The sequence below is a fragment of the Bacillus sp. 2B09 genome, from assembly GCF_003946835.1.
GTDB classification, from domain to species: domain Bacteria; phylum Bacillota; class Bacilli; order Bacillales; family Bacillaceae; genus Bacillus; species Bacillus altitudinis.
In genome coordinates, this window is record NZ_RPSG01000003.1 from 140,570 (window position 1) to 163,046 (window position 22,477).

General features: G+C 42.3%; 22 protein-coding genes. 16 read left to right on the forward strand and 6 right to left on the reverse strand.

From position 1 onward, the window contains the following. Window positions 1-42: 42 nt before the first annotated feature. The 7 genes from dapA to pdxA all read left to right on the forward strand — a co-directional run bounded on the left by dapA (window position 43) and on the right by pdxA (window position 9,055). The gene (gene dapA, locus EBQ12_RS08210; RefSeq protein ID WP_079919746.1) at window positions 43-945 is read left to right on the forward strand and encodes a 4-hydroxy-tetrahydrodipicolinate synthase; all 903 of its coding nucleotides are present in this window, start codon (window positions 43-45) and stop codon (window positions 943-945) included. Window positions 946-949: 4 nt separating this feature from the next. After that, window positions 950-2,122 carry an iron-containing alcohol dehydrogenase gene (locus EBQ12_RS08215; RefSeq protein WP_125589674.1) on the forward strand — a complete coding sequence of 391 codons (1,173 nt, stop codon included), beginning with the start codon at window positions 950-952 and terminating at the stop codon, window positions 2,120-2,122. A gap of 71 nt (window positions 2,123-2,193) precedes the next feature. Continuing rightward, complete coding sequence (locus tag EBQ12_RS08220) at window positions 2,194-3,597, forward strand: sodium:solute symporter family protein (RefSeq protein WP_025207958.1); 1,404 nt, start codon at window positions 2,194-2,196, stop codon at window positions 3,595-3,597. Further along, window positions 3,597-4,772 (forward strand): sialidase family protein, encoded by a 1,176-nt coding sequence (locus EBQ12_RS08225; RefSeq protein WP_008347099.1) that lies wholly within the window; start codon window positions 3,597-3,599, stop codon window positions 4,770-4,772. The genes EBQ12_RS08220 and EBQ12_RS08225 overlap by 1 nt, the downstream gene beginning before the upstream one ends. Window positions 4,773-4,918: 146 nt before the next feature. Further along, complete coding sequence (locus EBQ12_RS08230) at window positions 4,919-6,703, forward strand: sigma-54-dependent Fis family transcriptional regulator (RefSeq protein ID WP_206428017.1); 1,785 nt, start codon at window positions 4,919-4,921, stop codon at window positions 6,701-6,703. A 25-nt stretch (window positions 6,704-6,728) separates the two neighbouring features. Beyond that, on the forward strand, window positions 6,729-8,075 hold the full coding sequence (locus EBQ12_RS08235; RefSeq protein WP_125589678.1) for a four-carbon acid sugar kinase family protein: 1,347 nt from the start codon (window positions 6,729-6,731) through the stop codon (window positions 8,073-8,075). Then, a complete protein-coding gene (gene pdxA / locus EBQ12_RS08240; protein ID WP_125589681.1) occupies window positions 8,051-9,055 on the forward strand; it encodes a 4-hydroxythreonine-4-phosphate dehydrogenase PdxA in 1,005 nt (334 codons plus the stop codon). Before EBQ12_RS08235 ends, pdxA begins: the two co-directional genes overlap by 25 nt. Before the next feature lie 234 nt (window positions 9,056-9,289). Here pdxA and EBQ12_RS08245 read toward each other — a convergent pair whose 3' ends face one another. Next, on the reverse strand, window positions 9,290-10,036 hold the full coding sequence (locus EBQ12_RS08245) for an SDR family NAD(P)-dependent oxidoreductase (RefSeq protein ID WP_125589682.1): 747 nt from the start codon (window positions 10,034-10,036) through the stop codon (window positions 9,290-9,292). A 189-nt stretch (window positions 10,037-10,225) separates the two neighbouring features. Here EBQ12_RS08245 and EBQ12_RS08250 point away from each other — a divergent pair, with 189 nt between their 5' ends. The 7 genes from EBQ12_RS08250 (at window position 10,226) to liaR (ending at window position 15,507) form a co-directional block, all read left to right on the forward strand. Beyond that, complete coding sequence (locus EBQ12_RS08250; RefSeq protein ID WP_125589684.1) at window positions 10,226-10,795, forward strand: cob(I)yrinic acid a,c-diamide adenosyltransferase; 570 nt, start codon at window positions 10,226-10,228, stop codon at window positions 10,793-10,795. A 166-nt stretch (window positions 10,796-10,961) separates the two neighbouring features. Further along, a complete protein-coding gene (locus EBQ12_RS08255) occupies window positions 10,962-11,357 on the forward strand; it encodes a hypothetical protein (protein ID WP_041091879.1) in 396 nt (131 codons plus the stop codon). Between the two features lie 15 nt (window positions 11,358-11,372). After that, the gene (liaH, locus tag EBQ12_RS08260; RefSeq protein WP_060832637.1) at window positions 11,373-12,038 is read left to right on the forward strand and encodes a stress responsive protein LiaH; all 666 of its coding nucleotides are present in this window, start codon (window positions 11,373-11,375) and stop codon (window positions 12,036-12,038) included. Between the two features lie 111 nt (window positions 12,039-12,149). Next, window positions 12,150-13,019, forward strand: coding sequence for a LiaG family protein (gene liaG, locus EBQ12_RS08265; protein ID WP_046527522.1), 870 nt, complete (start codon window positions 12,150-12,152; stop codon window positions 13,017-13,019). 30 nt (window positions 13,020-13,049) lie between these two features. Beyond that, a complete protein-coding gene (gene liaF, locus EBQ12_RS08270) occupies window positions 13,050-13,814 on the forward strand; it encodes a cell wall-active antibiotics response protein LiaF (protein ID WP_035389364.1) in 765 nt (254 codons plus the stop codon). Next, the gene (liaS, locus tag EBQ12_RS08275) at window positions 13,811-14,875 is read left to right on the forward strand and encodes a two-component system sensor histidine kinase LiaS (protein ID WP_007500303.1); all 1,065 of its coding nucleotides are present in this window, start codon (window positions 13,811-13,813) and stop codon (window positions 14,873-14,875) included. The genes liaF and liaS overlap by 4 nt, the downstream gene beginning before the upstream one ends. Then, a complete protein-coding gene (gene liaR / locus EBQ12_RS08280; RefSeq protein ID WP_007500305.1) occupies window positions 14,872-15,507 on the forward strand; it encodes a two-component system response regulator LiaR in 636 nt (211 codons plus the stop codon). The genes liaS and liaR overlap by 4 nt, the downstream gene beginning before the upstream one ends. Before the next feature lie 42 nt (window positions 15,508-15,549). Here the strand turns inward: liaR and EBQ12_RS08285 are convergent, their stop codons facing one another. The 4 genes from EBQ12_RS08285 to EBQ12_RS08300 are packed head-to-tail and all read right to left on the reverse strand — an operon-like array spanning window position 15,550 to window position 19,579. Continuing rightward, window positions 15,550-15,918, reverse strand: a complete 369-nt coding sequence (locus EBQ12_RS08285) for a hypothetical protein (protein WP_007500307.1) — start codon at window positions 15,916-15,918, stop codon at window positions 15,550-15,552. 37 nt (window positions 15,919-15,955) lie between these two features. Beyond that, on the reverse strand, window positions 15,956-17,077 hold the full coding sequence (locus EBQ12_RS08290) for a Ger(x)C family spore germination protein (protein ID WP_060781390.1): 1,122 nt from the start codon (window positions 17,075-17,077) through the stop codon (window positions 15,956-15,958). Further along, window positions 17,074-18,168, reverse strand: coding sequence for a GerAB/ArcD/ProY family transporter (locus EBQ12_RS08295; protein ID WP_008347081.1), 1,095 nt, complete (start codon window positions 18,166-18,168; stop codon window positions 17,074-17,076). Before EBQ12_RS08295 ends, EBQ12_RS08290 begins: the two co-directional genes overlap by 4 nt. Then, complete coding sequence (locus EBQ12_RS08300; RefSeq protein ID WP_060781388.1) at window positions 18,155-19,579, reverse strand: spore germination protein; 1,425 nt, start codon at window positions 19,577-19,579, stop codon at window positions 18,155-18,157. The genes EBQ12_RS08295 and EBQ12_RS08300 overlap by 14 nt, the downstream gene beginning before the upstream one ends. A 115-nt stretch (window positions 19,580-19,694) precedes the next feature. Here EBQ12_RS08300 and EBQ12_RS08305 point away from each other — a divergent pair, with 115 nt between their 5' ends. Beyond that, a complete protein-coding gene (locus EBQ12_RS08305; RefSeq protein ID WP_003213147.1) occupies window positions 19,695-19,862 on the forward strand; it encodes a YvzF family protein in 168 nt (55 codons plus the stop codon). A gap of 87 nt (window positions 19,863-19,949) precedes the next feature. Next, window positions 19,950-21,344, forward strand: a complete 1,395-nt coding sequence (gene fumC / locus EBQ12_RS08310; protein WP_008347076.1) for a class II fumarate hydratase — start codon at window positions 19,950-19,952, stop codon at window positions 21,342-21,344. A 110-nt stretch (window positions 21,345-21,454) separates the two neighbouring features. On the opposite strand, the gene EBQ12_RS08315 is transcribed toward fumC, so the two are convergent. Beyond that, window positions 21,455-22,333, reverse strand: coding sequence for a TetR/AcrR family transcriptional regulator (locus EBQ12_RS08315; RefSeq protein ID WP_041091874.1), 879 nt, complete (start codon window positions 22,331-22,333; stop codon window positions 21,455-21,457). Window positions 22,334-22,477 lie beyond the last annotated feature (144 nt).

Sequence of the window (22,477 nt, forward strand, 5' to 3'; positions counted from 1 at the left end):
ATTAATTGTTTAAAAATGCAACAACCGGAAGGGGAGGATCATTTGAACATTCAAGGAATCATTCCAGCTATTTTGACACCGCTTACAGAAGAAGAGCATTTTCATCCAGAAGTGACAAAGCAACTTATTGATCATTTAATCGACTCAGGTGTGCACGGCATCTTTGCTTTAGGGACAAACGGCGAATTTCATTTGTTTTCAGAGGAAGAAAAGCTTCAAATTGCTGAAACTGTTGTAAAGGCTGCGGGCGGCAGGGTGCCTGTATACATGGGAGCAGGTGAGAATAGCACTAAGGCAACCATTAAGCTGTCAAACAAGTTCGCAGATTTAGGCGTAGATGTCTTGTCGGTTATCACCCCTTATTTTGTTGCGCCATCACAAGAGGAGCTGTATGAGCATTTTCGTCATATTTCAGAGAATGTGACCATCCCCATTTTACTTTATAACATTCCATCAAGAACAGGTGTGTCACTTGCGCCAGAGACGGTTGCAAGGCTCAGCGTTCTACCGAATGTGTTAGGTATTAAAGACAGTAGTGGAGATATTGCCAATATCAAAGCGTATCTCGATGTCACAAAGGATGAAGAGTTTGTCGTGCTTGCAGGAACGGATTCCCTCATTTTAGAGACATTGAAGCTAGGCGGAACAGGTGCAGTGGCGGCAACGGCAAATGTGCTTCCCAAAACCGTCGTTGGCATTTATGAATCGTTTCAGCAAGGAAATCTTGACCAAAGTGAGCAATGTCAGCAGCAACTGCAGCCGTTAAGAGCGACATTCACATTAGGAACGTTACCAGCACCTTTGAAAAAAGCAGCTGAACTTTCAGGGATTCCTGTAGGTCCGCCAAAAAGCCCGGTCAAAGCATTATCCGGCGAGGCTTTAGAAGCTGTGGTGAACATGATGGAGAATTATCGGATACAAGCAAAAGCAGCAAAGGAGTCGTGAAGAGATGACAATATCACATTATCACTTTCAAACGGCATCACACATTGTTTCTGGCGCCCACTCTCTAGAGCTCCTTGGGGAGAAACTAGAGCTATTAGGACTAAGCACGTTGAGATCGATTTTTATTTTAACGCAGCCATCCATCGTATCTCTTGGTTACGCAGATCAAATCAAAACAGAACTTGCGAAAAAAGGGATTGCGAGTGAGATCAGCACAGAGATTAAGCCTGAACCAACGGAAGAAAATATCGAGGACGTATTCCAGACATTTTTAAAAGGGGAGCATGAAGCCATTATTGGGATTGGTGGCGGGAGTGTGCTGGATGCGGCCAAAATATTAGCTGTTCTAAAGACGAATGATCAGCCAATTTCTGATCTCGTTGGCACGAACCTTGTTAAAAAAAGAGGAGTTCCAACGATTCTCATTCCAACAACCTCAGGTACGGGATCAGAAGTGACACCAAACGCGATTGTTACCTTTCCGGAAAAAGAATTAAAAATTGGCATGGTCAGCCCATACCTTTTGCCTGATCTTGTGATCTTAGATCCCGCACTGACACTCAAATTGCCAAAAGCCATTACCGCAGCTACAGGGATGGATGCGTTTACGCATGCGCTTGAATCGTATATTTCAAATAAAGCCAATCCATTTAGTGATATGTTTGCACTCGAATCGATGAGGCTCATTTCAGGAAGTATTCAGGAGGCCTATCATCACGGGGATAATATGACAGCAAGGGAAGATATGCTGGTTGGTGCCATGTATGGCGGGATGGCGCTCACAAGTGCCGGAACCGCTGCTGTTCATGCAATGGCTTATCCGTTAGGGGGGAAATTCAAAATTTCACACGGTGTCGCTAATTCCATGCTGCTTCCTCATGTCACGGCGTTTAATGCAGACCATATCAAAGATCGTCTTGAAGATATTGCTAGAGTGATAGGGATCGAAGAGAAAGGCTCAAAGCATACGCTTGCAGAGCAAGTGATTCGTCAAGTAGAAGAGTGGACAGCGGATTTACACATTCCTCAACAACTCAAAGCCTTCGGCGTGTCAAAAGAAGATGTGCCGGCACTTGCTGAAGCTGCTTCGGAGGTGAAGAGATTAATGGATAACAACCCGAAGCCGATGTCTGTCTCTGATATTGAACAGATTTACATGAAACTGCTCCACGTTTAACACTTCATACGTCACTGGGATGGGACATGAGAAGTTGCTTCATACGGCTTGCACACAAAGGGGGATTTTAAGTGAATGTCTTAAGTAGTTCTGTCATCACATTTATTTTAATCGTCATTATTCTCTATATTCTGTTTACGACCTGGCTGACGATGCGTTTCCGTAGTAAGTCTAACTCAGAATTTAACAATGCCGCTAAGTCACTTCCAGCTATTGTGGTCGGTATTTTGTTAATGAGTGAATTCATTGGGACGAAGTCAACTGTCGGAACAGCTGAATCTGCTTTTACACACGGGCTTTCCGCTTCATGGTCTGTTATCACAGTTGCTATTGCCTTTTTTATTTTTTCCTTTTTCTTAGTGGGAAAGTTTTATCGAACAGGACAATATACGATTTCAGGTATTATCGATCAAAAATTTGGAAAATCAACAAAGCTTGTTGTCTCTGTCATTATGATTGCAGCCCTGCTCTTAGTGAATCTAGGAAACTATTTAAGTGGTTCAGCTGCCATTGCATCCATTCTTGGCCTTCCTTTAATGACCTGTGCCATCATCACGGCGGTTGTGAGTACATTTTATTTTACTTTCGGAGGAATGAAGGGGGTTGCATGGGTCACGATCCTTCATTCAATTGTGAAGTATGCGGGGATTTTAATTACACTAGGGGTAGCCCTTTATTTAACAAAAGGCTTTGAGCCAATGAAACAAACATTACCCGACCATTTCTTTACATGGGATGGGACCATCGGTTGGGGAACGATTGGAGCCTGGTTTATAGGAAACATGGGGGCCATTTTTGCGACGCAGTTTATCATTCAAGCGATCACCTCGTCGAAAAGTGAACGAGAAGCGAAAAAATCGACCCTGTATGCAGCACTCCTTTGTTTGCCGCTTGCCATTGCGATCGGGATCATCGGTGTCGCAGCCCGTTATTTGTATCCAGACATTGATCCTATTTATGCTTTCCCTGTCTTTTTACAGCATATGAATCCGATTTTGAGCGCTATTGTGGCAACATCGCTTGTCGCATCCATTTTTGTTGGTGTCTCGACGGTTGCACTTGCTACAACCACGTTGATTATTGATGACTTTTATGTACCGAAAAAGAAACCATCACCAGAGCAGCGTATGAAGGTGACTCGGTATGTAGCTGTCATGGTTGGGATTGTGCCGCTTGTGGGGGTCGCACTTGCACCAGAGTTGCTGTCACTTTCCTTTTTTACACGAGCACTTCGAACATCGATTGCAGTTGTAGCAGCAATGGGCTTTTACTTGCCATACTTTAATTCAAATAGAGGAGCAACCATTGGTCTTGCCGCTTCAGGCATCGCCACGACGGTGTGGTATTTACTCGATAATCCATTTGGAATCGATAATATGTATGTGGCCATTATCATTCCTTTCCTAGTTCTGGTGATGGATCGATGGATCAGCCCGCCAGCTAAAAAGGATCAATCACTGAAAGGAGAATTATGATGACAAATGAAGACATCATGATCAAAATAGATGGAAAATTGCGACAAAATGAACAAGACGCAGCTAGAAAAGAAGCCTTTTTACCAACAGATTGCGTGCAAAACCATGCGGCTAATCTCATCGAACTGGATAATGGAGATTTGCTGTGTGTATGGTTTGGCGGTACGCAAGAAGGAATTCCTGATATCTCTATCTATATGTCAAGGCTCAAGCAAGGAAGTAATCAATGGACGAAGGCTGTGAAGCTGTCTGATGATTCTACAAGATCTGAACAAAATCCAGTTCTTTTTCAAGAGAAAGATGGCAGGCTGTGGCTGCTTTATACCGCACAACTTTCTGGCAATCAAGATACAGCTCTTGTGAGATATCGTTTATCGGAGGATAGAGGAGAGACTTGGGGAGAGATTGGTACTTTATTTGATCAGCCGGGGACGTTTATACGACAGCCTATTGTTGTATTGGATAATGATGATTGGCTCCTTCCGGTGTTCTATTGTAAAACGATTCCTGGTGTAAAATGGACAGGAAACCGTGATGTCAGTGCTGTGAAGATTTCCTCAGATCAAGGGAAGACCTGGGAAGAGGTCACTGTGCCCAACAGTACTGGCTGTGTTCATATGAATATCGGAAAATGTGCGGATGGTTCCCTGCTTGCCCTCTTTAGAAGCCGGTTTGCTGATTCGATTTATATGAGCCGTTCAGTGGATCATGGACGGACATGGTCTGAGCCAAGAGCAACAGAGCTGCCAAACAATAACTCATCCATTCAATTTACGGTGCTCCATAATGGTCATCTTGCCCTCGTTTATAACCATATCAACGCGGATGATCAAACAGAAAGAAGAGCGTCCTTGTATGATGAAATTGAGGATGAAGGCGATACACGAACGGCTGTTGATACAGAGGCGCGTCCAGCCTTTTGGGGAACACCGCGTGCGCCAATGACACTTGCCATCTCGACGGATGACGGTGCGACATGGCCCGTCAGACGTAACCTTGAAATTGGCGATGGATATGCCATGACAAACAACTCAAAGGACAAATTGAATCGAGAGTATTCCTATCCATCCATCACAGAAGGAAAAGATGGTAGTCTGCACATTGCGTTTACTTTTTACCGGCAGGCCATCAAGTATGTGTGTGTGAAAGAAGAATGGACTCATCACACGTCTTAACCGCAAGGGATCAGTGTTTCCGTGAATTGTAACCCTCATTTTCTTCATTTATAATTGATGTTTGGAGGGTTGTCTCAATTTGCTAACATTTGGACTCCCTCAACGTATGTCTCACGATGAAGAGATAAAAAATGGGGGTCCTTTTCATGAATATAAAAGTATTAGGTATTGCGCCGTATAAAGGATTAGGCGATGTATTAATCGACCTTGCCAAAGACGAAAAAAGCATCACATTCCAGCTTGAAGTCGGAGATCTTAGGTCTGGTGTTGCACTGGCAGAACAGGCCGAGGCTCAAGGAATGGATATTATTATGAGCCGCGGGGGGACAGCTGCGCTTATTCAAAAACACGTCAACATTCCAGTGGTGGATATCCCTGTGTCAGGCTACGACTTGCTTCGTGCCCTGACGCTGATTAAAGATTACCAAGGGAAAAAAGCAGTAGTTGGATTTGAAAATATTACACAAGGTGTACGCACCATCGGAGAGTTATACGGGATCAAAATTGATATTTATACAATACAGCAAGAGGAAGAAGTGTGGGATCTTTTACAGCAGTTACAGGAGCAAGGGACACAGGTTGTACTGGGTGATGTGGTTACAGATAAAGCGGCCAAGGAGTTGGGGATGCAAAGCATGCTCATTACCTCAGGACGTGAATCTGTCAAAGAAGCGTTTCATCAAGCAAAACAAATGTACCGTTTATATAAAGAGGCGACAGCTGAGCAGCGCCTCTTTCGTGAAATGATTGACCAGGAGTCAAAAGGGATGCTGATCATTGATCAGCACAATCAGCTTTATTTTATTAATCAGCAAATGAAAGAATGGACAGAAAAAGGGTTATTTGCACCGTTTACGTCTCATGTTGATGTGATGGCATGGTGCCCGGCGCTTGAACCAGCAGTAAAAGCGGTTCGAGAAGGAAAACAAAGTGGATATTCTCAAATCTCCTTTCAGCAGCAAGTGTGGCATGTCAAAGGAAGCTTGTTATCTAAAGGTGAGCTGCTTTTGACGATTGAGAAGCCTTCTGCTGTGATTAATAGGGAGGGGCAGCGTATATGGACGCTGGCTGCACCTATTCATTCAGCACATCCATTTGCTCTTTTTACTGAGCAGAGTTCAAATATGAAAGATGTGATTAAAAGGGCAAAGGCGTTCAGCCAAACAGATCGATCGATTTGTCTCTATGGTGAACAAGGAACTGGTAAATCAAGCCTTGCTTTTGCTATTCACCAAATGAGCGAGAGGAAAAATGAGAGCTTTATGACGGTGCATTGCAGCCGTTTGACTGAATTAGATGATGTAAACATAATTCCGGTGCATCAAAAAGGGACGATCTTTTTGAAAGATATTGATCGTGTCCCAATGGCTATGCAGCCCATCATGGCCGAGCAGCTTATTCATCATCAGCAGAACATTCGCTGGATGGCTGCATCTACAGTTGATTTGTTCAAATTGATGCAATCTGGGGCGTTTCATGAAGACCTATATACGTGTTTGCAGGAGCTCGTCATTCATGTCCCGCCGTTATCTGAACGGGCAGAAGATATTGAGGATATGAGCAGGTTATTTATAGCTGAATTAAATTCTCTTTATGGGACGCAGGTTGTTGGGCTGTCAGCAGATGTGATTGCCGCCTTTCAAAACGAGCGATTTAGAGAAAATGTCCGGCAGTTCAAGCGGATTATGGAGGAACTGGTGCTGACAACAAAAAGTGGATATATCACGTTGAGTAAAGCAAAGCCGGCAATTGAGCAACTTGCTTCTGAGAATGAAGAAAAACAGCTGTCCAGCTATTTACATGGCACGCTTGACGAGATTGAAAGACGAATCATTCGGACGGTGCTGGAAGAAGAAAATATGAATCAATCAAAAGCAGCAAAGCGGCTGAATATTAACCGCACGACGCTGTGGAGAAAGTTAAAGGAATAATATGCAATGAGACCGAGGTGTCTAAATGACAAACGATCTATTAAAAAAAGGAGCGAACTTAGAGCAAAAGGTGATCATTGTGGCTGATGATTTAACAGGCGCAAGTGATACAGGTGTTCAATTTGTGAAGGCCGGTTTAAAAGCCTCTGTGCTGTTCCAGCCGTCATTTGAGGATATGAGCCAGTACAAGGAGGAAGATGTACTGATTGTCGATACAGACTCACGAAGTATGTCTTCTGAAAGAGCGTATAATGAGGTCAGTCAAGTGGTTCAGCCGTTTCTACAAGGAGATTCGCACCTTTTCTTTAAAAAAATAGATTCAACGTTAAGAGGAAATATAGGAGTAGAGCTTCAGGCACTAATGGATCTTGGCCGGTTTGATGCGGCAGTCATTGCCCCCGCTTACCCCGATGCGAATAGATCTACGGCCTATGGGATTCATTATGTGGAGGGTGTGCCTGTTCATCTATCAGAAGCAGCGAAGGACCCAAAAACGCCTGTCCTGACATCCAGTATTTCAGACTTAATTGAAGAGCAGACAAACATCAAGCCAAAACATCTTTCGCAGCAAGCGGTCTATTCAGAGCTAAACGAAACGAGTCATGACGTTTCATCTTTATTAAAACATGGTCATCAATGGTTTGTGTGTGATGCAGAAACGAACCATGATTTAACACAGATCGTTGATTTGTTTATGAAGATCAATCAAAGAGTGCTTTGGGTCGGGTCAGCTGGACTCGCTGGCGCATTATCATCCTATGTTGCGAAACACCGCAATCTTTCTCATGCAAAAAAGCATGAATCTGTTCTCATCGTTTCAGGAAGTGCTTCTCAAAAAACAAATGAGCAGTTTGCTTTTTTAAGAGAAAAGCACAAATGTCTCGATGTGAAAGTGAACCCGTTGAATGTATTAAACGGCCGTGAAGCATGGGAAAGGAAATCAGTCATGGATCAGCTGCTCATGCGTCAGGATGAAGATATTCTCCTTTATACAGACGCAAGGCCAGAAATGGTTGAACAGATGTTGGCATACGGTGAAGCGAATGGCATGACAAGACAAGAAGTAGGAAGTACCTTATCTGTCTGTCTTGGTAAGATCACAAAAGACATTGTTGAATTAACAGGGGTGAAACGCCTTTTTTTAACTGGTGGAGATACGGCGCGTGCGATATGCCATGAGCTTGGAGCAGGCGGGATTCAGCTGTTGAAAGAAATTGAACCCGGCATCCCGCTTGGGCGGCTCGTTGATACGAGTGTATATGCGGTCACAAAAGCAGGGGCATATGGTCAAAAAAATTCTGTGCTCCATGCGGTTGAAGTGTTGAAAAACATAGAGGGGGTAGACGAATGGCAAAACCAATCATTGCTGTAACGATGGGAGATGCTTCTGGGGTTGGTCCTGAAATTATTTTAAAAGCCTTCCAGCAAAGCCGTTTACATGAAGAAGCCGTTCTATTTGTCATTGGAGACACCCATATATTAAATAGGGCGAAAGATTTTGTGAATACACATGTGGAGATTGTCAGTATTAAAGAACCGGAGGAAGCGGAACAAGTAAAAGCTGGTGCCGTTCCTTGTCTTGATCTTCATCTATTAACAAGCGATATTCCAGTAGGAGAGATTTCAAAAGAAGCAGGGAATGCTGCTTTTCGATATCTTGAAAAAGCCATTACACTTGCGAATGACCTTAGAATTGACGGCATTTGTACAGCACCGTTGAACAAGGAAGCACTTCATAAGGCTGGTCATATGTATCCAGGGCATACAGAAATTTTAGCTGACCTGACGGGTACGGACGATTATGCCATGATGCTGGCAGCTCCTAATTTAAAAGTGGTGCATGTGACGACACATATCGGATTAATGGATGCCATCTTAAAAATCAGCCCTGAGCGTGTATACACAACGATTAAACTGGCTCATGATACCCTCGTTCGATCTGGTATCCCTGCACCTAGAATTGCTGTGTGCGGGATTAATCCGCATGCCGGGGAGAATGGTCTGTTTGGAAACGGCGAAGAAGAGGAGAAGATCATTCCAGCGGTAGAACGAGCACAGGATGAAGGGATTCAAGTATTTGGCCCGCTACCAGCTGATACACTGTTCTTTAGGGCGACAAGAGGCGACTTTGATATCGTTGTGGCGATGTATCATGATCAAGGGCATGGACCAATCAAGGTGCTTGGCTTAGAATCAGGCGTGAACATTACAGTTGGATTGCCTATAATTCGTACAAGTGTCGATCATGGGACGGCATTTGATATTGCAGGAACAGGAAAGGCTGATTCTGCGAGTATGGAAGAAGCCATTCGGCAGGCAATCATGCTTTCTGGTACGAGAGAGAACCGATAGTAAAAGAGAAAGAGCCTTCCAATGGAGGCTCTCAGCGTGTAGACAAACCCTCGCATTCGGTGTCAGTCCTGCGCTTCGGTGCTCACGAATGTCAAATTCGCTCCGCGCCGATGCTCGTCCTTCCTAGGGCTGCAAAGGTTTTCTATCACGCTGAAAAGAAGACAAAGGGTTAAAATAAAGTTCATTTTAACCCTTTGTCAACAATCTGAGAGCCTTCCTATGGAGGCTCTTTATTTAGTTCATATACGTTCCGCCATTCATATTGATGGTTTCTCCTGTGATGAAATCTGACTGATCAGAGGCTAAAAAGGTAACGGCGTTTGCGACTTGCTGCGGTGTTCCAATTGTTTTCAGAGGAATTCTTTCTAAAACAGATCTACGGTATTCATCACTCCACTGTTTGCTCATGTCTGTCTCAATTGGCCCAGGACAGACAGCATTTACATGAATGTGATGTGCTGCTAATTCTTTGGCAAGATGCATCGTTAAGTAATTGATACCTGCCTTTGAAACGCCGTAAGCGGGTGATGCATTGTGATGAGGGGTTTTGCCAGTAGTTGAACTCATGTTGACAATCTTCCCGCCTTGCTGTTTGATCATGTCAGGAATGACTGCTTGACACATGAGAAACGTACCCGTCAAATTAATATCAATTAGTCTTTTCCATTCATCAACAGATGTATCGACTGTTGATTTCCGCAAATTGACCCCAGCATTGTTGACCAATATATCAATCTGTCCGAAATGGTTTTTTGCCTTCTCAACGAGGGAGGCAGCTGTCGCTGGTAAACTAGCATCACCAGTGACAGAAACAGCGCGTGTCTCTTCTTTATTCAGAGAGGAGCAAACGTCTTGCAATAGCACTTCATTCGTTCCGTTCAGCACCACTTTAGCTCCTTCAGAGACAAATGCCTCCGCAATGGCGCGGCCAATTCCTCTGCTTGCACCTGTAATGATTGCTACTTTGTTTTGTAAAGTCATCTATCATCCCACCCATCAGTCATAATTAAAAAGCGCTTTCATTTATTATAAAATGTGATGTTTCATCATTCAACATATAAAGTAGAAATGAAGAGATTTTGAATAAAAGTGTTTCATAATAAAACAAATACATCTTTTCCACTTCAGGGTATACTAAAAGGAACAAGCAATGGATAAGGGGGAACCTCAATGAAACTTTATACAAAAACCGGAGATGAAGGTCAAACAGGCTTGATTGGCGGGCGGGCTGATAAAGATGACGCAAGAGTAGAAGCGTACGGTACATTAGATGAGGGGAATAGTTTGATTGGACTAGCCCATGCAAACTTAAGGCAGCATGGCGAATTGTTTCAAGATATTCTATCTGAGCTGATGGTCATTCAGCATGAACTGTTTGACTGCGGCGGTGATTTGGCAACGGTGAAACCACCGAAAGAAGGCAAGTTAAAAGAAGAATCTGTCACAGTCCTTGAAAAGCGAATGGACGTGTATGTAGAAGAAGCCGCACCGCTGACTAAATTTATTTTACCTGGCGGCCAGGAAGGCGCTGCCCTTTTACATGTGGCTCGAACAGTTGTCAGGAGAGCCGAGCGGCATATTGTGACACTCGCAAAGCAGGAGGAAATTCCAGCAGTTATGCTCACATATGTGAACCGTCTATCCGACTATTTATTTGCTGCCGCCCGTATTGTGAATCATCGGCTCGGTGAAGCAGATGTTGAATATGAACGAAGTGCAGATGTGTTTCGTTCTAAATGAGGAAAAGCACTCTTCTAAGTCGAAGAGTGCTTTTTCTATAGATTCAACCGCTCAGTCTGAGCCATGTTACGACTCTGGTCGCAATCAAAGATCAATCTACGACACGTTTTGTCGGCTTCCTTTTTTGACTATAGTGAAAGCAAGGAGCAAGAAAGGAGGCATGAAGATGAAAATCACAAGTAAAACCATCATCGGTTCAATCCTGATGTTTATCGGTTTATCCATCTTCTTTGGTGGTTCATTGGGCGGGCTGATCCCGACTTTGATTGGGGCGTGGCTCATTTATGTAGGTGTCAAAAAATATGATAAGGGCAGTAAAACAACAGGGGTCATACTCTCTATTATCGGTGTATTGCTTGTCGCACAGTCGCTGCCATTTTTACTCGGAATCGCATTTGCTGGAGTACTTCTCTACTTTGGCTGGAAGATGATCAATGGTGAATCTGCAAAGGAATCATCCGGCAGAACAACATATATGGAGCCAAACACAGCACCGAACATGAAAGAATCTATGCACACGTCATTTGATCAAGAATGGGAAGACTTTTTAAAGAAAAAATAAAGGGAGGAATATGAAATGGTATTAAGAAGAGTACGTGATATGTTTGTTGCAACAGTCAATGAAGGCTTAGATAAATTGGAGAATCCGCGTGTCATGCTGAATCAATATGTTCGTGATATGGAGGACGATATTGCTAAAGCGAAGCATGCGATCATTAAACAGCAAACCATTCAGCAAGGTTTCTTGAGAAAAGCAGAAGAAACAGAAGAATTTGCTGATAAGCGAAAGAAACAGGCGGAGCTGGCGTTTCATGCAGGAGAAGAAGAACTTGCACGGAAAGCACTGACTGAAATGAAGTATTTTGAAGAAAAGCACAACGAATATCAAGAAGCCTATCAGCAATCTGTTAAACAGCTGAAAGAGCTGAAAGAACAGTTGCAGCATCTAGAAACAAAGCTGCGTGATGTTAAAGACAAGAAGCAAGCGCTGATTGCAAGAGCCAATGCCGCACAGGCAAAGCAGCATATGAATGAATCTATGAATAAGGTTGATAGTGAAAGTGCTTATAAAGAATTTCTACGCATGGAGAACCGTATAGAGGAAATGGAGACAAAAGCGGGCAGCTATGCACAATTTGCCGATCAGGGTGCATATGCTCATCTTGATTACGCTGATGAGGTTGAAAAGGAATGGCAAAAGCTTCAACGATCAAAGCAGCTTGAGAAACAGCCGGCAAACTAATGGAAATGTGTCAAAACGGAAGAAAAACAGGATTTTTCTTCCGTTATTTGATTTCTTTCTGTTTCGCTTTTCCTTATAATAAAAAGGTCAAAGGATAAAGGGATGATATAAATGAAACGGTTCATTGGTCTAATTTGTATACTTGTTGGTGTTTTTTTGATGATTGGGATGCTTTTCAAAAATGGAGATCTCTTTCATTTGAGCTTTTCTCGTGATAAAGCGGTCACAACAGCTTCAGCGAAAAAGGATGAGGTTGAACAATTAGATATCTCTCTTTCTGGATTTCGCATCAAGGTGGAGCCGGAAGATCGTTCGGATATTTCTGTGATGGTTGTGAATGGAAAAGGGAAAATGTATGCTGAACAAACAGGCGGAACATTCAAAGTCCGTGCTGAAAATAAAGGATTTTTGTTTTTCTCTGCATTTGAAAAAGGAGAACTCTTAGTCAAAATTCCAACAGATTATCATAAAGATGTGAAAATAACAGGTGGAATCGGCGTGAGCGAAGTAAATGGCGAAGGAAAGCTGTCTCTTCAAGATGTGACGCTCAAATCAACGAGCGGAAATCTCACAGCTGAAAACTTCTCAGCAAATCGAGTGGAAATCAAGGCGACTTCTGGCAGACTCTCAGTGTCTCATATTGATGCGAAGGAAAGTGATATTGGTGCCACTTCTGGTCGTGCTGATATTCAAGATGTAAAAGGAAAGCTGCAATTAGGCATGACAAGCGGCAGGCTGACAGCAAGCTTTGATACAATTGATTCACCAGTCGACTTTCACATGACATCAGGCAGTGCGAAATTGAACTTGCCAGATGAGGGAGATTTCAAAGTTCAAGTGAAAAAAACGAGTGGACGTATTGATCATTCGTATGATTTTGACCAAGCGGATAGTGAAGGCCGAGGTTTTACAGGCACGCATGGGAAAGGGACACACTTAGTCGATATTGAGATGACAAGCGGAAACTTAAAATTGCGGTAAACAAACGAAAAAAGGAAGGAGGCGAGTCAACTGCGTTTTTCTAGAAATCAAATTTTAGGCATCATTGTGGTGATTTTTGGTATTAATCTTTTTCTCAAAATTATTGGGATTGGGGCAGACCTATTTTGGCCAGTGTTTTTTGCTCTATTTGGTTATTGGCTGCACTCTCGATCTAAACGTTGGCTCGGTTCGGTTTCCTATATTTTTGCAGGCTTTCTCTTCTTGAAATTTCTACTAAATATCACGTTTAGTTTGACTGGGTATTTATTTGCTGCCTTTTTGATCTATGCGGGCTATCGTTTATTGAAAAACAAACCTGTTTTTGATGTCGATAAAAAGGATTCATCAGACGATGGAAAGCCTTCACTGAAAGTCAATCTTGAAAAAGAGGGCGATCAGAAGAAAACAAAAAGCCAGGCAAAGCCGCGCAAAGAACATGATTTCTTTATCGGTGAAGTCAGGCTGATGAAAAAACCATTTCAATTAAGTGATTTGACCATTTCAGGTTTTATTGGCGATGTCAAAATCGACTTATCAAAGGCGATTATTGCTGAGGAAGAGAGTACGATCGTCATTAGTGGACTCATCGGAGATGTCGATATTTATGTACCGCAGGATATTGAAGTGTGTGTGAGTGCTTCGGCGGCGATTGGTGATATGAAAATCATTGATGAAAAAAGAAGCGGGTTCGGCAGTAAAGTGTATGTCATGACAAATGATTATGATGAGAGCAAGCGAAAAGTGAAAATCTCCATTTCTCTCCTGATAGGGGATGTGGATGTGAGGTACTTATGAGGAAACTGCATTTAGGCATCCAGTGGCAATCTGTTCGTCTTGCAGTCGGTATCTCGCTTGGTGTTGTCATCATGACGACACTCCCGATGTTTTTTTATTACCAGCTTGATCCCATGATTTTGCTGTCTACGCGGTGGTTCGGCATCCCGTTTTTTTGTATTTTACTCATTATTAGTCTCGCCATTGGTGTATCAGCGGGGCATGTGTTTGGCTATCAGCATAAGAAGCGGCTGGATCAGCTTGTAGAGTCGATTTTGAAGTTTGAAAATGGGAATTTTGCCTATAGACTGCCTTCTCTAGGTGATGATGAAATTGGTTTGGCGGCAGATCAATTAAATGAAATGGCGAAACGAGTGGAAGGGCAAGTAGCCTCCTTACAAAAGCTTTCAAATGAGCGAGCTGAATGGCAGGTTCAAATGAAAAAATCGGTTGTCTCAGAAGAGCGTCAGCGTCTAGCGCGTGAGCTGCATGATGCAGTCAGCCAGCAGCTATTCGCCATTTCGATGATGACGTCTGCGATTCTTGAGGGGATGAAGGAAAAGGATGAAAAGATTTTAAAGCAAATGCGTCTTGTGGAACGAATGGCTGGCGATGCACAAAATGAGATGCGTGCACTCCTTCTGCATTTAAGACCGATCACCCTTGAAGGAAAAGACTTGAAAAAAGGCTTGATTGAGCTACTCAATGAATTTCAGGCAAAGCAGCCAATTGATATTGATTGGGAAATAGAAGATGATGCTCCGCTGTCTAAAGGGGTGGAGGACCATCTGTTCCGAATTGTGCAAGAAGCCCTTTCCAATGTGTTTAGGCATGCAAAGGCGACAAAGGTGACAGTACGTCTGCTTATTCGGAACCGTCAAGTTCAGTTGAAAATTATCGACAACGGGATTGGTTTTCAAACAGATCATGTGAAGACTGCTTCCTACGGACTTGAATCGATACGAGAAAGAACAAGTGAAGTAGGCGGTGTCGCAGAGATTATGTCATTTGAGGGAAAAGGCACACAAATTGATGTGAAGGTTCCCATTTTTGATGAAGGAAAAGGAGAGAACGTTCGATGATTCGAGTGCTTTTAATTGACGATCACGAAATGGTGAGAATGGGTCTTGCTGCTTTTTTAGAGGCACAGGCGGATATTGAAGTCATCGGTGAAGCGTCAGATGGACAAAAAGGTGTAGAACTAGCGGTTGAATTAAAGCCAGACGTGATTTTAATGGACCTTGTTATGGAAGGCATGGATGGCATCGAAGCAACGAAAAGAATTTGTCAAGAAATAGAGGATGCTCGGATTATTGTACTGACGAGCTTTATTGATGATGATAAAGTGTATCCAGTTATTGAGGCTGGTGCATTAAGCTATCTTTTAAAAACATCGAAAGCAGGAGAAATTGCTGATGCCATCAGGTCTGCGAGTATCGGCGAACCAAGACTTGAATCAAAAGTAGCTGGAAAGGTCATGAACAAACTCCGCCATTCATCAAATGGGTCCATTCTGCACGATTCGTTAACCGCAAGAGAGATGGAAATATTAAAGCTGATTGCCGATGGGAAATCGAATAAGGTCATTGCTGAGGAATTGTTTATTACCATCAAAACCGTCAAGACGCATATTACTAACATTCTTTCCAAGCTTGATGTAGAAGACCGCACACAAGCAGCCGTGTATGCACATCGCCATAAGCTGATTCAATAAAAAAACAGCTTTCAAATGAAAGCTGCTGGAACATGCGCAAAATTAGTCCTTCTGTCCTGTGATTGGACGTTCGGATAGTTGATGGAGCTCAGGAACTGGAAAAGCCTCCTGCTCCTCGGCCGATTTGTCTTCCAGGGTTTTCTTCATCTCGGAAAGCAGTTTGACGCTTTCCTTTGCCACTGCCGCTTTTTTCTCTTGCAAATCAATGATCTGTGAAAGTCCAACAAATAAACCGCCTCCAATCAGAAGGAGCGCAGGGGTTTGTCCATAATAAATCACGATCAAAAATGTGCTTGAAAAGCTGTCGGCTTCAATGAAGAAATCTTCTTTTGATTGCATGAATACCACGACTAACAGAAGTATTCCTAGAATCAAAAATAGAATGCCGGCCGAAAGTAAAGCTCGTTTCATGATTGACACCCTTTTTTTCTTACCATTTTAACATACTCTATAAGGATTGTGTTGCGCCCTTAGTCCCGAAGTCACGGATTTTCACATTTACCTTGTAACGAATATCCGATTCACTAAAAATGTCATCCCAATGTTTCGCTTCTTTTCGGAATTCCTTCGGATAGGCAATACTCGCTTTTTGATAAAATCCACAAATATCTGCTTTGATCTCATGCTGTAATTCCCCGATAAAATCTTTCACATTTTCCTCCAGTCGATGTGCCACGACTTTCTCAATTTCTTGGAGGTATTTTTCATTAAATGCGTTTTCTCGTTCATTCCAATCTTCAGACAATCTTCCATCGAGTTCAACTGACACATCAAATTCATATTTGCCACTGGCTGTTTTATGGGTGTCAATGTTGTGTTTGATTTTAAAGATCTCAAAAGAATAAATGCTATGTTCATATTGGAATTCAATCACTCCGCCTTTAGCGTCTCCAGTCAGCAGGTTGTAGGACTGCACCGCTAAAGGAGAGATGTTGGTGAGAAATCGTTTGTTCTGAATAATCGAGGCACCATCCAGCATTAATTTTCCCTGACTGACACTGACTTTCGGAATGGCAAAGGATACGTTGTTTTGCATGGCAGAAGAAATATCTCCTAAGGAAACGGGCTTGAACATACGAATGGTCGTTTTTGTATTCGAAGAAATATCGTATAAGGTGGAAGCGGCAGGCTGGCCGTCGTCATTGATTTTCAGCATATCTCCAGGCTTCTCAGAAGCCATAAAGACAAGGCTTCCTCTTCGTGTTTCATTGTCCCGAATGAATTGATTGATGACCAAATCGAAATTATTTTCATTGATAAGGTCTTGAGAAAACAAATAAACCCTCAGCTGCTGAGCAAAAATGCGGTGTGTTTTTAGGGCCGTTGTACGAAAAATTTGGTGTATGGAATCACCGCTTGTCTCAATAATCTTCGTCGGATCTTTCACGCTTGATTCTTGCTCAATTTTTTGCGGAACGAGCACCTGCATAGACAGCTTCAATTTATGTCCGTCATCTCCTTTATCTACAGCAAATCCAATTGCCATGTTGAGCTCCTCGATATTTGTACTATCCCAGCACCCGCATAATAGAATCAGTGAGAAGAGCGCAAGAACCGCTTTCTTTTTCATGCTGTTTTCCGCCTCCTTTTGAAAAATACGATGATAAATAAAAGAAACGGGAGTATACCAAATAGAAGAAAGAACAAGTTGTTTACGTAGGTTAAATAGTCTCGGACCGTATCAACATCTTTTGGGAAAAGAGCGGCAAAGAAGATCACAATGCCCATCAAGGCGAGCGCGATTTTTTTAGGGAATTTAGTCAATTTGATGACTCCTATCGTAGCAAAAAACGTATATCCTACAAAGCTCGTATAAAGCTGGACAAGCCAAACAATCAGCAAAAAGGATTCAATCCGTTCAATAAAAATCCCCTGAATATCAAATGATTGAAATAAGGCAATGGTCGGCCACGTCAGAGTCGCCGTTTCTTTCACCGTGAGCGCACCAACCACAAGAATATAGGTGAAAATATAGATGATCGCAGGAATCAAAAAGCCGATGGAGCCATATGCAAAAGTGTGTTTTTGTGTATTCATATAGGCAGGCATGAAAAGCATCATTTCAATGCCGACAAACGAAATGGCCGAAGCATTCAAGGAATTGAAAACAGGGGAAATGCCCTCTCCTAAAACTGGCCGTAGGTTATCGAGCTTAAACTCTTGTACACTAAGTCCGTAGGCTACAAATAAGATGATGAGTGTGACAATCAGAAAAAAAGGGCACAGCCGGGCAAAATCACCAATCCCCCCAATCACAAGGTAAAAACCAACCAAAATAAAGCTGATCATCGTCACGGCTACCGGTGTGTTTTGAAGTAGAAAGAATTTCACCATCTCAGACATGGCTCGTACTTCATAGCTGGCAACGCCGAGAAAGTAAATAATAATCAACAGGTTGGCAAGTGAGCCAATCCATTTCCCAAGTCCTTCTTTTGTATAGTCATAGTAGGAAGAAAAGGAGACCTTTTTCATCATGAGCACATTGACAAAAATGAACACAATGTATATCACACTCATGAGTAAGAGTGCAATCCAGCCGTCAGGTGTAGGCGCAGCTTGAGCCATTGATCTTGGCAGAATCATCATACTTGCACCTAGTGTGGTATTGGCGATAATGGCACTTGCCTGATAGCTTGTGATCGACTCTTTATGATTGACCATGTCGTTCCCCTTTCTTTTGATTTTTCAAAGGCAATCTGATGATGGAATTGTCCTCATTTTTATAACTGAACACAAAATCTGGTGAAAAATATGGGGTGCCAAAGCTTTTTTGTCTTGTCAAATGAGTGAGTAAGACGAGCATAAACAGGACAAGTCCATATAAACCGAATGCAGCTGCAGTAAACATGGACACAAAGCGAAGGACACGAAATGATATCCCCATTCCATATTGAGGAAAGGTAAAGGATGCAAGTGCAATGACGCTGACAATAATGACCATAATGGAGCTGACGATATGGGCTTGTACGGCTGCCTGCCCAATGACAACACCGCCCACAAGTCCGATTGTTTGTCCAAGTGGATTAGGAAGCCTTAACCCAGCCTCTCGCAGCAGCTCAATGGTCATTTCCATGATGAGTGCTTCCACAATAGGAGGAAAGGGGACATTCTCACGTGTGCTTGAGATGGAAATAGCTAAAGTTGTGGGCAAAAGACCTTGATGGAAGGACACAAGGGCAATATAAATGGCTGATAAAAACAATGTGAGAAAGATGGACGTAAAACGCAGCAAACGAATCAGAGAGGCGGCGACCCATCTTTCATAATAATCATCAGGTGATTGCATAATCGTCGCGAGGGAAGCAGGGACAATTAAGATAAAAGGTGAATGATCAACAAAGATGGCGACGCGTCCATTGTTTAAAGCAGATGCCACTTTATCAGGCCGTTCTGTGTTTTGAATTTGCGGAAAAGGAGAATACACATTGTCTTCAATCAGCTCCTCAAGAACGCCTGAGTCTTGAATATCATCTATGGTGACTTGTTTGAGACGCTTTTTTACCTCTTTTAAAACAGAGGGCTCAACGATACCATCAATGTACATGATCGATACTTGGGTGTATTTCTTTTCGCCGATTTTCATATCTACTGTTTTGAGATCAGGGTTTTTCAAACGCTGTCTGACGAGAGCTAAGTTCGTGTTGATATCTTCAATGAAACCAATTTTTGGTCCTCTTACGACGGTTTCAGATGTAGCATCTCCTAAATTACGTTTCTTCGTTCCGTGTGTTTCTAAAATATAAGCATGCTGAAATCCATTAATCAGTACGACACAATGTCCTTGAAAAATAGCATCTACTAGTTCTTCAGAGGTTTTCACCGTACGGGTAGTCATCATCGATAAATTGGATTCTAGCTTCTCTTTTGTCAGAGAGGCATGATCTTGCAATAGCAGCTTTAAGAAGGTTTGAATCTGCATCGCTTCGTTCATTTCTTTAATGTATAAATAATAAACAACCTGTCCATGAGGCAATGTTTTTTTCTCATGGATCAAATCATCCATGTCCTTTAACTGAGGGAGAATGACAGAGAGATTATCGTATAAGTGCTCTTTCAATGGAGTTTGATTCAAAAGGATCACCCGCCTCAATTTCTTTTTCTTAGCATTACCTGCTTGAAAAAACAATATTCTGTGTTACATTATTTTGTGGTATATGAAAGAATCACGGTGTTGGAGGAAAGAGAAGATGGCGCAAATTCGTTTAGCAGGAACAAAAGAGGAGATCGACCGTATTCTACAGTCGTTTGACAAGCATTATGAGGTGACTTATACGTCAAAAGATTACGGAAAAACCAATCCAAAATACAAATATTCCAAAGATGTTCGTGTTTATATTGAACTAAAATTAAAATAAAGATAAAATTTTAATTGAAAACGCTTAAAGGATTTTCGTTTTTTGTATAGAATAGAGTTGAGTGATGAAGCTATGGAGGGATACATAATGACAGAATTTAGAATCGAAAAAGACACAATGGGCGAAATCAAGGTGCCACAGGACAAGTTCTGGGGTGCACAAACACAACGAAGCAAAGAAAATTTCAAAATCGGTTCTGAGAAAATGCCAAAGGAAGTTGTGAATGCGTTTGCAATTTTGAAACGTAGCACAGCGATTGCGAACGAACGTCTAGGCAACTTAGAAAGTGAAAAAGCAGAAGCGATTGCTGCTGTATGTGATGACATCATCAGTGGAAAATATGACGAGCATTTCCCGCTTGTTGTATGGCAAACAGGAAGTGGAACACAAAGTAACATGAACATGAACGAAGTTGTTGCAAATAGAGCAACTGCTTACTTGAAAGATAAAAATAGTGAATTCAGCATTCACCCGAATGATGATGTGAACCGTAGCCAAAGTTCAAATGATACATTCCCAACGGCTATGCACGTGGCAGCTGTTTTAGCTGTGTACAAAAAGCTATTGCCTGCGATTGACCAGTTAAGAGCGACGCTTGATGAGAAAGCAAAAGCATACCAAGAGATCGTGAAAATTGGCCGTACGCATTTGCAAGATGCAACACCTCTTACAGTGGGCCAAGAGATTAGCGGCTGGGTGTACATGCTTGATCGTTCAAAAGAAATGATTTTAGAATCTACTGAAAAAATGAGAGAACTTGCCATTGGCGGAACAGCTGTTGGTACGGGAATTAACGCACATCCTGAGTTTGGTAAATACGTGGCAGAAGAAATCAGCCAGTTAACAGGTCAAACGTTCAATTCTTCACCAAACAAATTCCATGCGCTGACAAGTCATGATGAAATCACATATGCACACGGTGCGCTTAAAGCACTTGCAGCTGACTTAATGAAAATTGCCAATGATGTGAGATGGCTTGCAAGTGGTCCTCGTTGCGGAATTGGTGAATTGATCATTCCTGAAAATGAGCCAGGCAGCTCCATTATGCCAGGAAAAGTCAACCCAACTCAAAGTGAAGCTTTAACAATGATTGCCGCTCAAATCATGGGGAATGATGCAACAATCGGTTTTGCCGCAAGCCAAGGAAACTTCGAGCTGAACGTATTTAAGCCGGTCATCATCTATAACTTCTTGCAGTCAGTTGAATTGCTAGCTGACGGTATGAACTCATTCCATGACAAGTGTGCCATTGGAATTGAACCAAACCTAGAAACAATCGAGAAAAACCTAAACAATTCATTGATGCTTGTGACGGCACTCAACCCGCACATCGGATATGAAAATGCAGCGAAAATTGCGAAGCTTGCGCACAAAGAAGGATTAACACTAAAAGAAGCTGCCCTTCAATTAGAGCTATTAACAGAAGAGCAGTTTGAAGAGTTTGTGAAACCAGAAGAAATGGTGACACCGAAAGCAAAATAAGACACCAGAGGCCTCTGTGCCTCTGGTTTTTTATGGAAACTTCCTGACATAACAGAAAAGAATTTTGATTATTTGTCACAATAAAACCCAGGGCAACCAAGCCCTGGGTTTTATAAATGATCTTCTTTTAGAATGCGTAATAAGGAGTCTGAGACCGGCTGAAGCGGTGTGTATAATTTCAATTGATAAAGCATGCCTTTGACGATGACTTGTCTTGGTTTTTGTTTGTTTAACTCGTTTTCTAAAATGCCAAGCGCTTCAAATAAATCTGGCTCGTCTTTCACTTCATAATGTGCTTCTGCCAGTTCTCTTAATTCTTTTAATAGAGATTCTGTGAGCGGGTCAAATGATCGTTCATAAATCGGGCCAAACCAGTCGCTTGCTTGGTCCACAGAAATGAGTGGATGGTCATTGCGCTTCATCATACCGCCCATTAGATCATCGATACGGTGAATCATTGTTGCGGCAAGCTCCTCTGCTTCGAGCTGAAAATCATATAAAATGGCAAGCTCAAAGTAAACGTGACTCATGCCCTCAATCGTTAAACATAGATCAGCCATATAAGGAATGGCCGCATCTCCATACACTTGCTTAATGTTATCAATGTGCAACTGAATCGTCGCAAGTCGAATTTGCTTTGCGAGCTGTTGCGTTTCTTCGTTCAATGGGAGCGCCCTGTCGCTTAGCTGCATTTTAATAAAATCTTTTTGCTGCAAAATATTATCGTAATAGACAGTGAGCTGTTTCCGGTAGGTCTCTTTTGGTGTGCCGCCCTCTGTTTGAACCTCATGAATCCGGGTAAATACCTTATCGTAATAGTAATGCAAGATCGAAATAAGTAGTGCTTCCTTCGATTTGAAATAAAGGTAAAACGCACCCTTTGACATGTGGCATTCATCCGCAATTTCCTGAACAGACGTTGTATTATAGCCTTTGCTGGCAAATAACTTCATACCAGCCTCAATAATCATTTTTTCTTTCTTTTTCAATATGAATGTCATCCTTTCTTACCGAGCGACAAATGTCTTAGGAAACGTGCGCAAAGAGATGTGACTTATCGGTCATAAACGACAAAACTTTTCAAAAATTAATCAGATTGTAACTTGTTTTTTACAGTGTAATTCTTTATATTA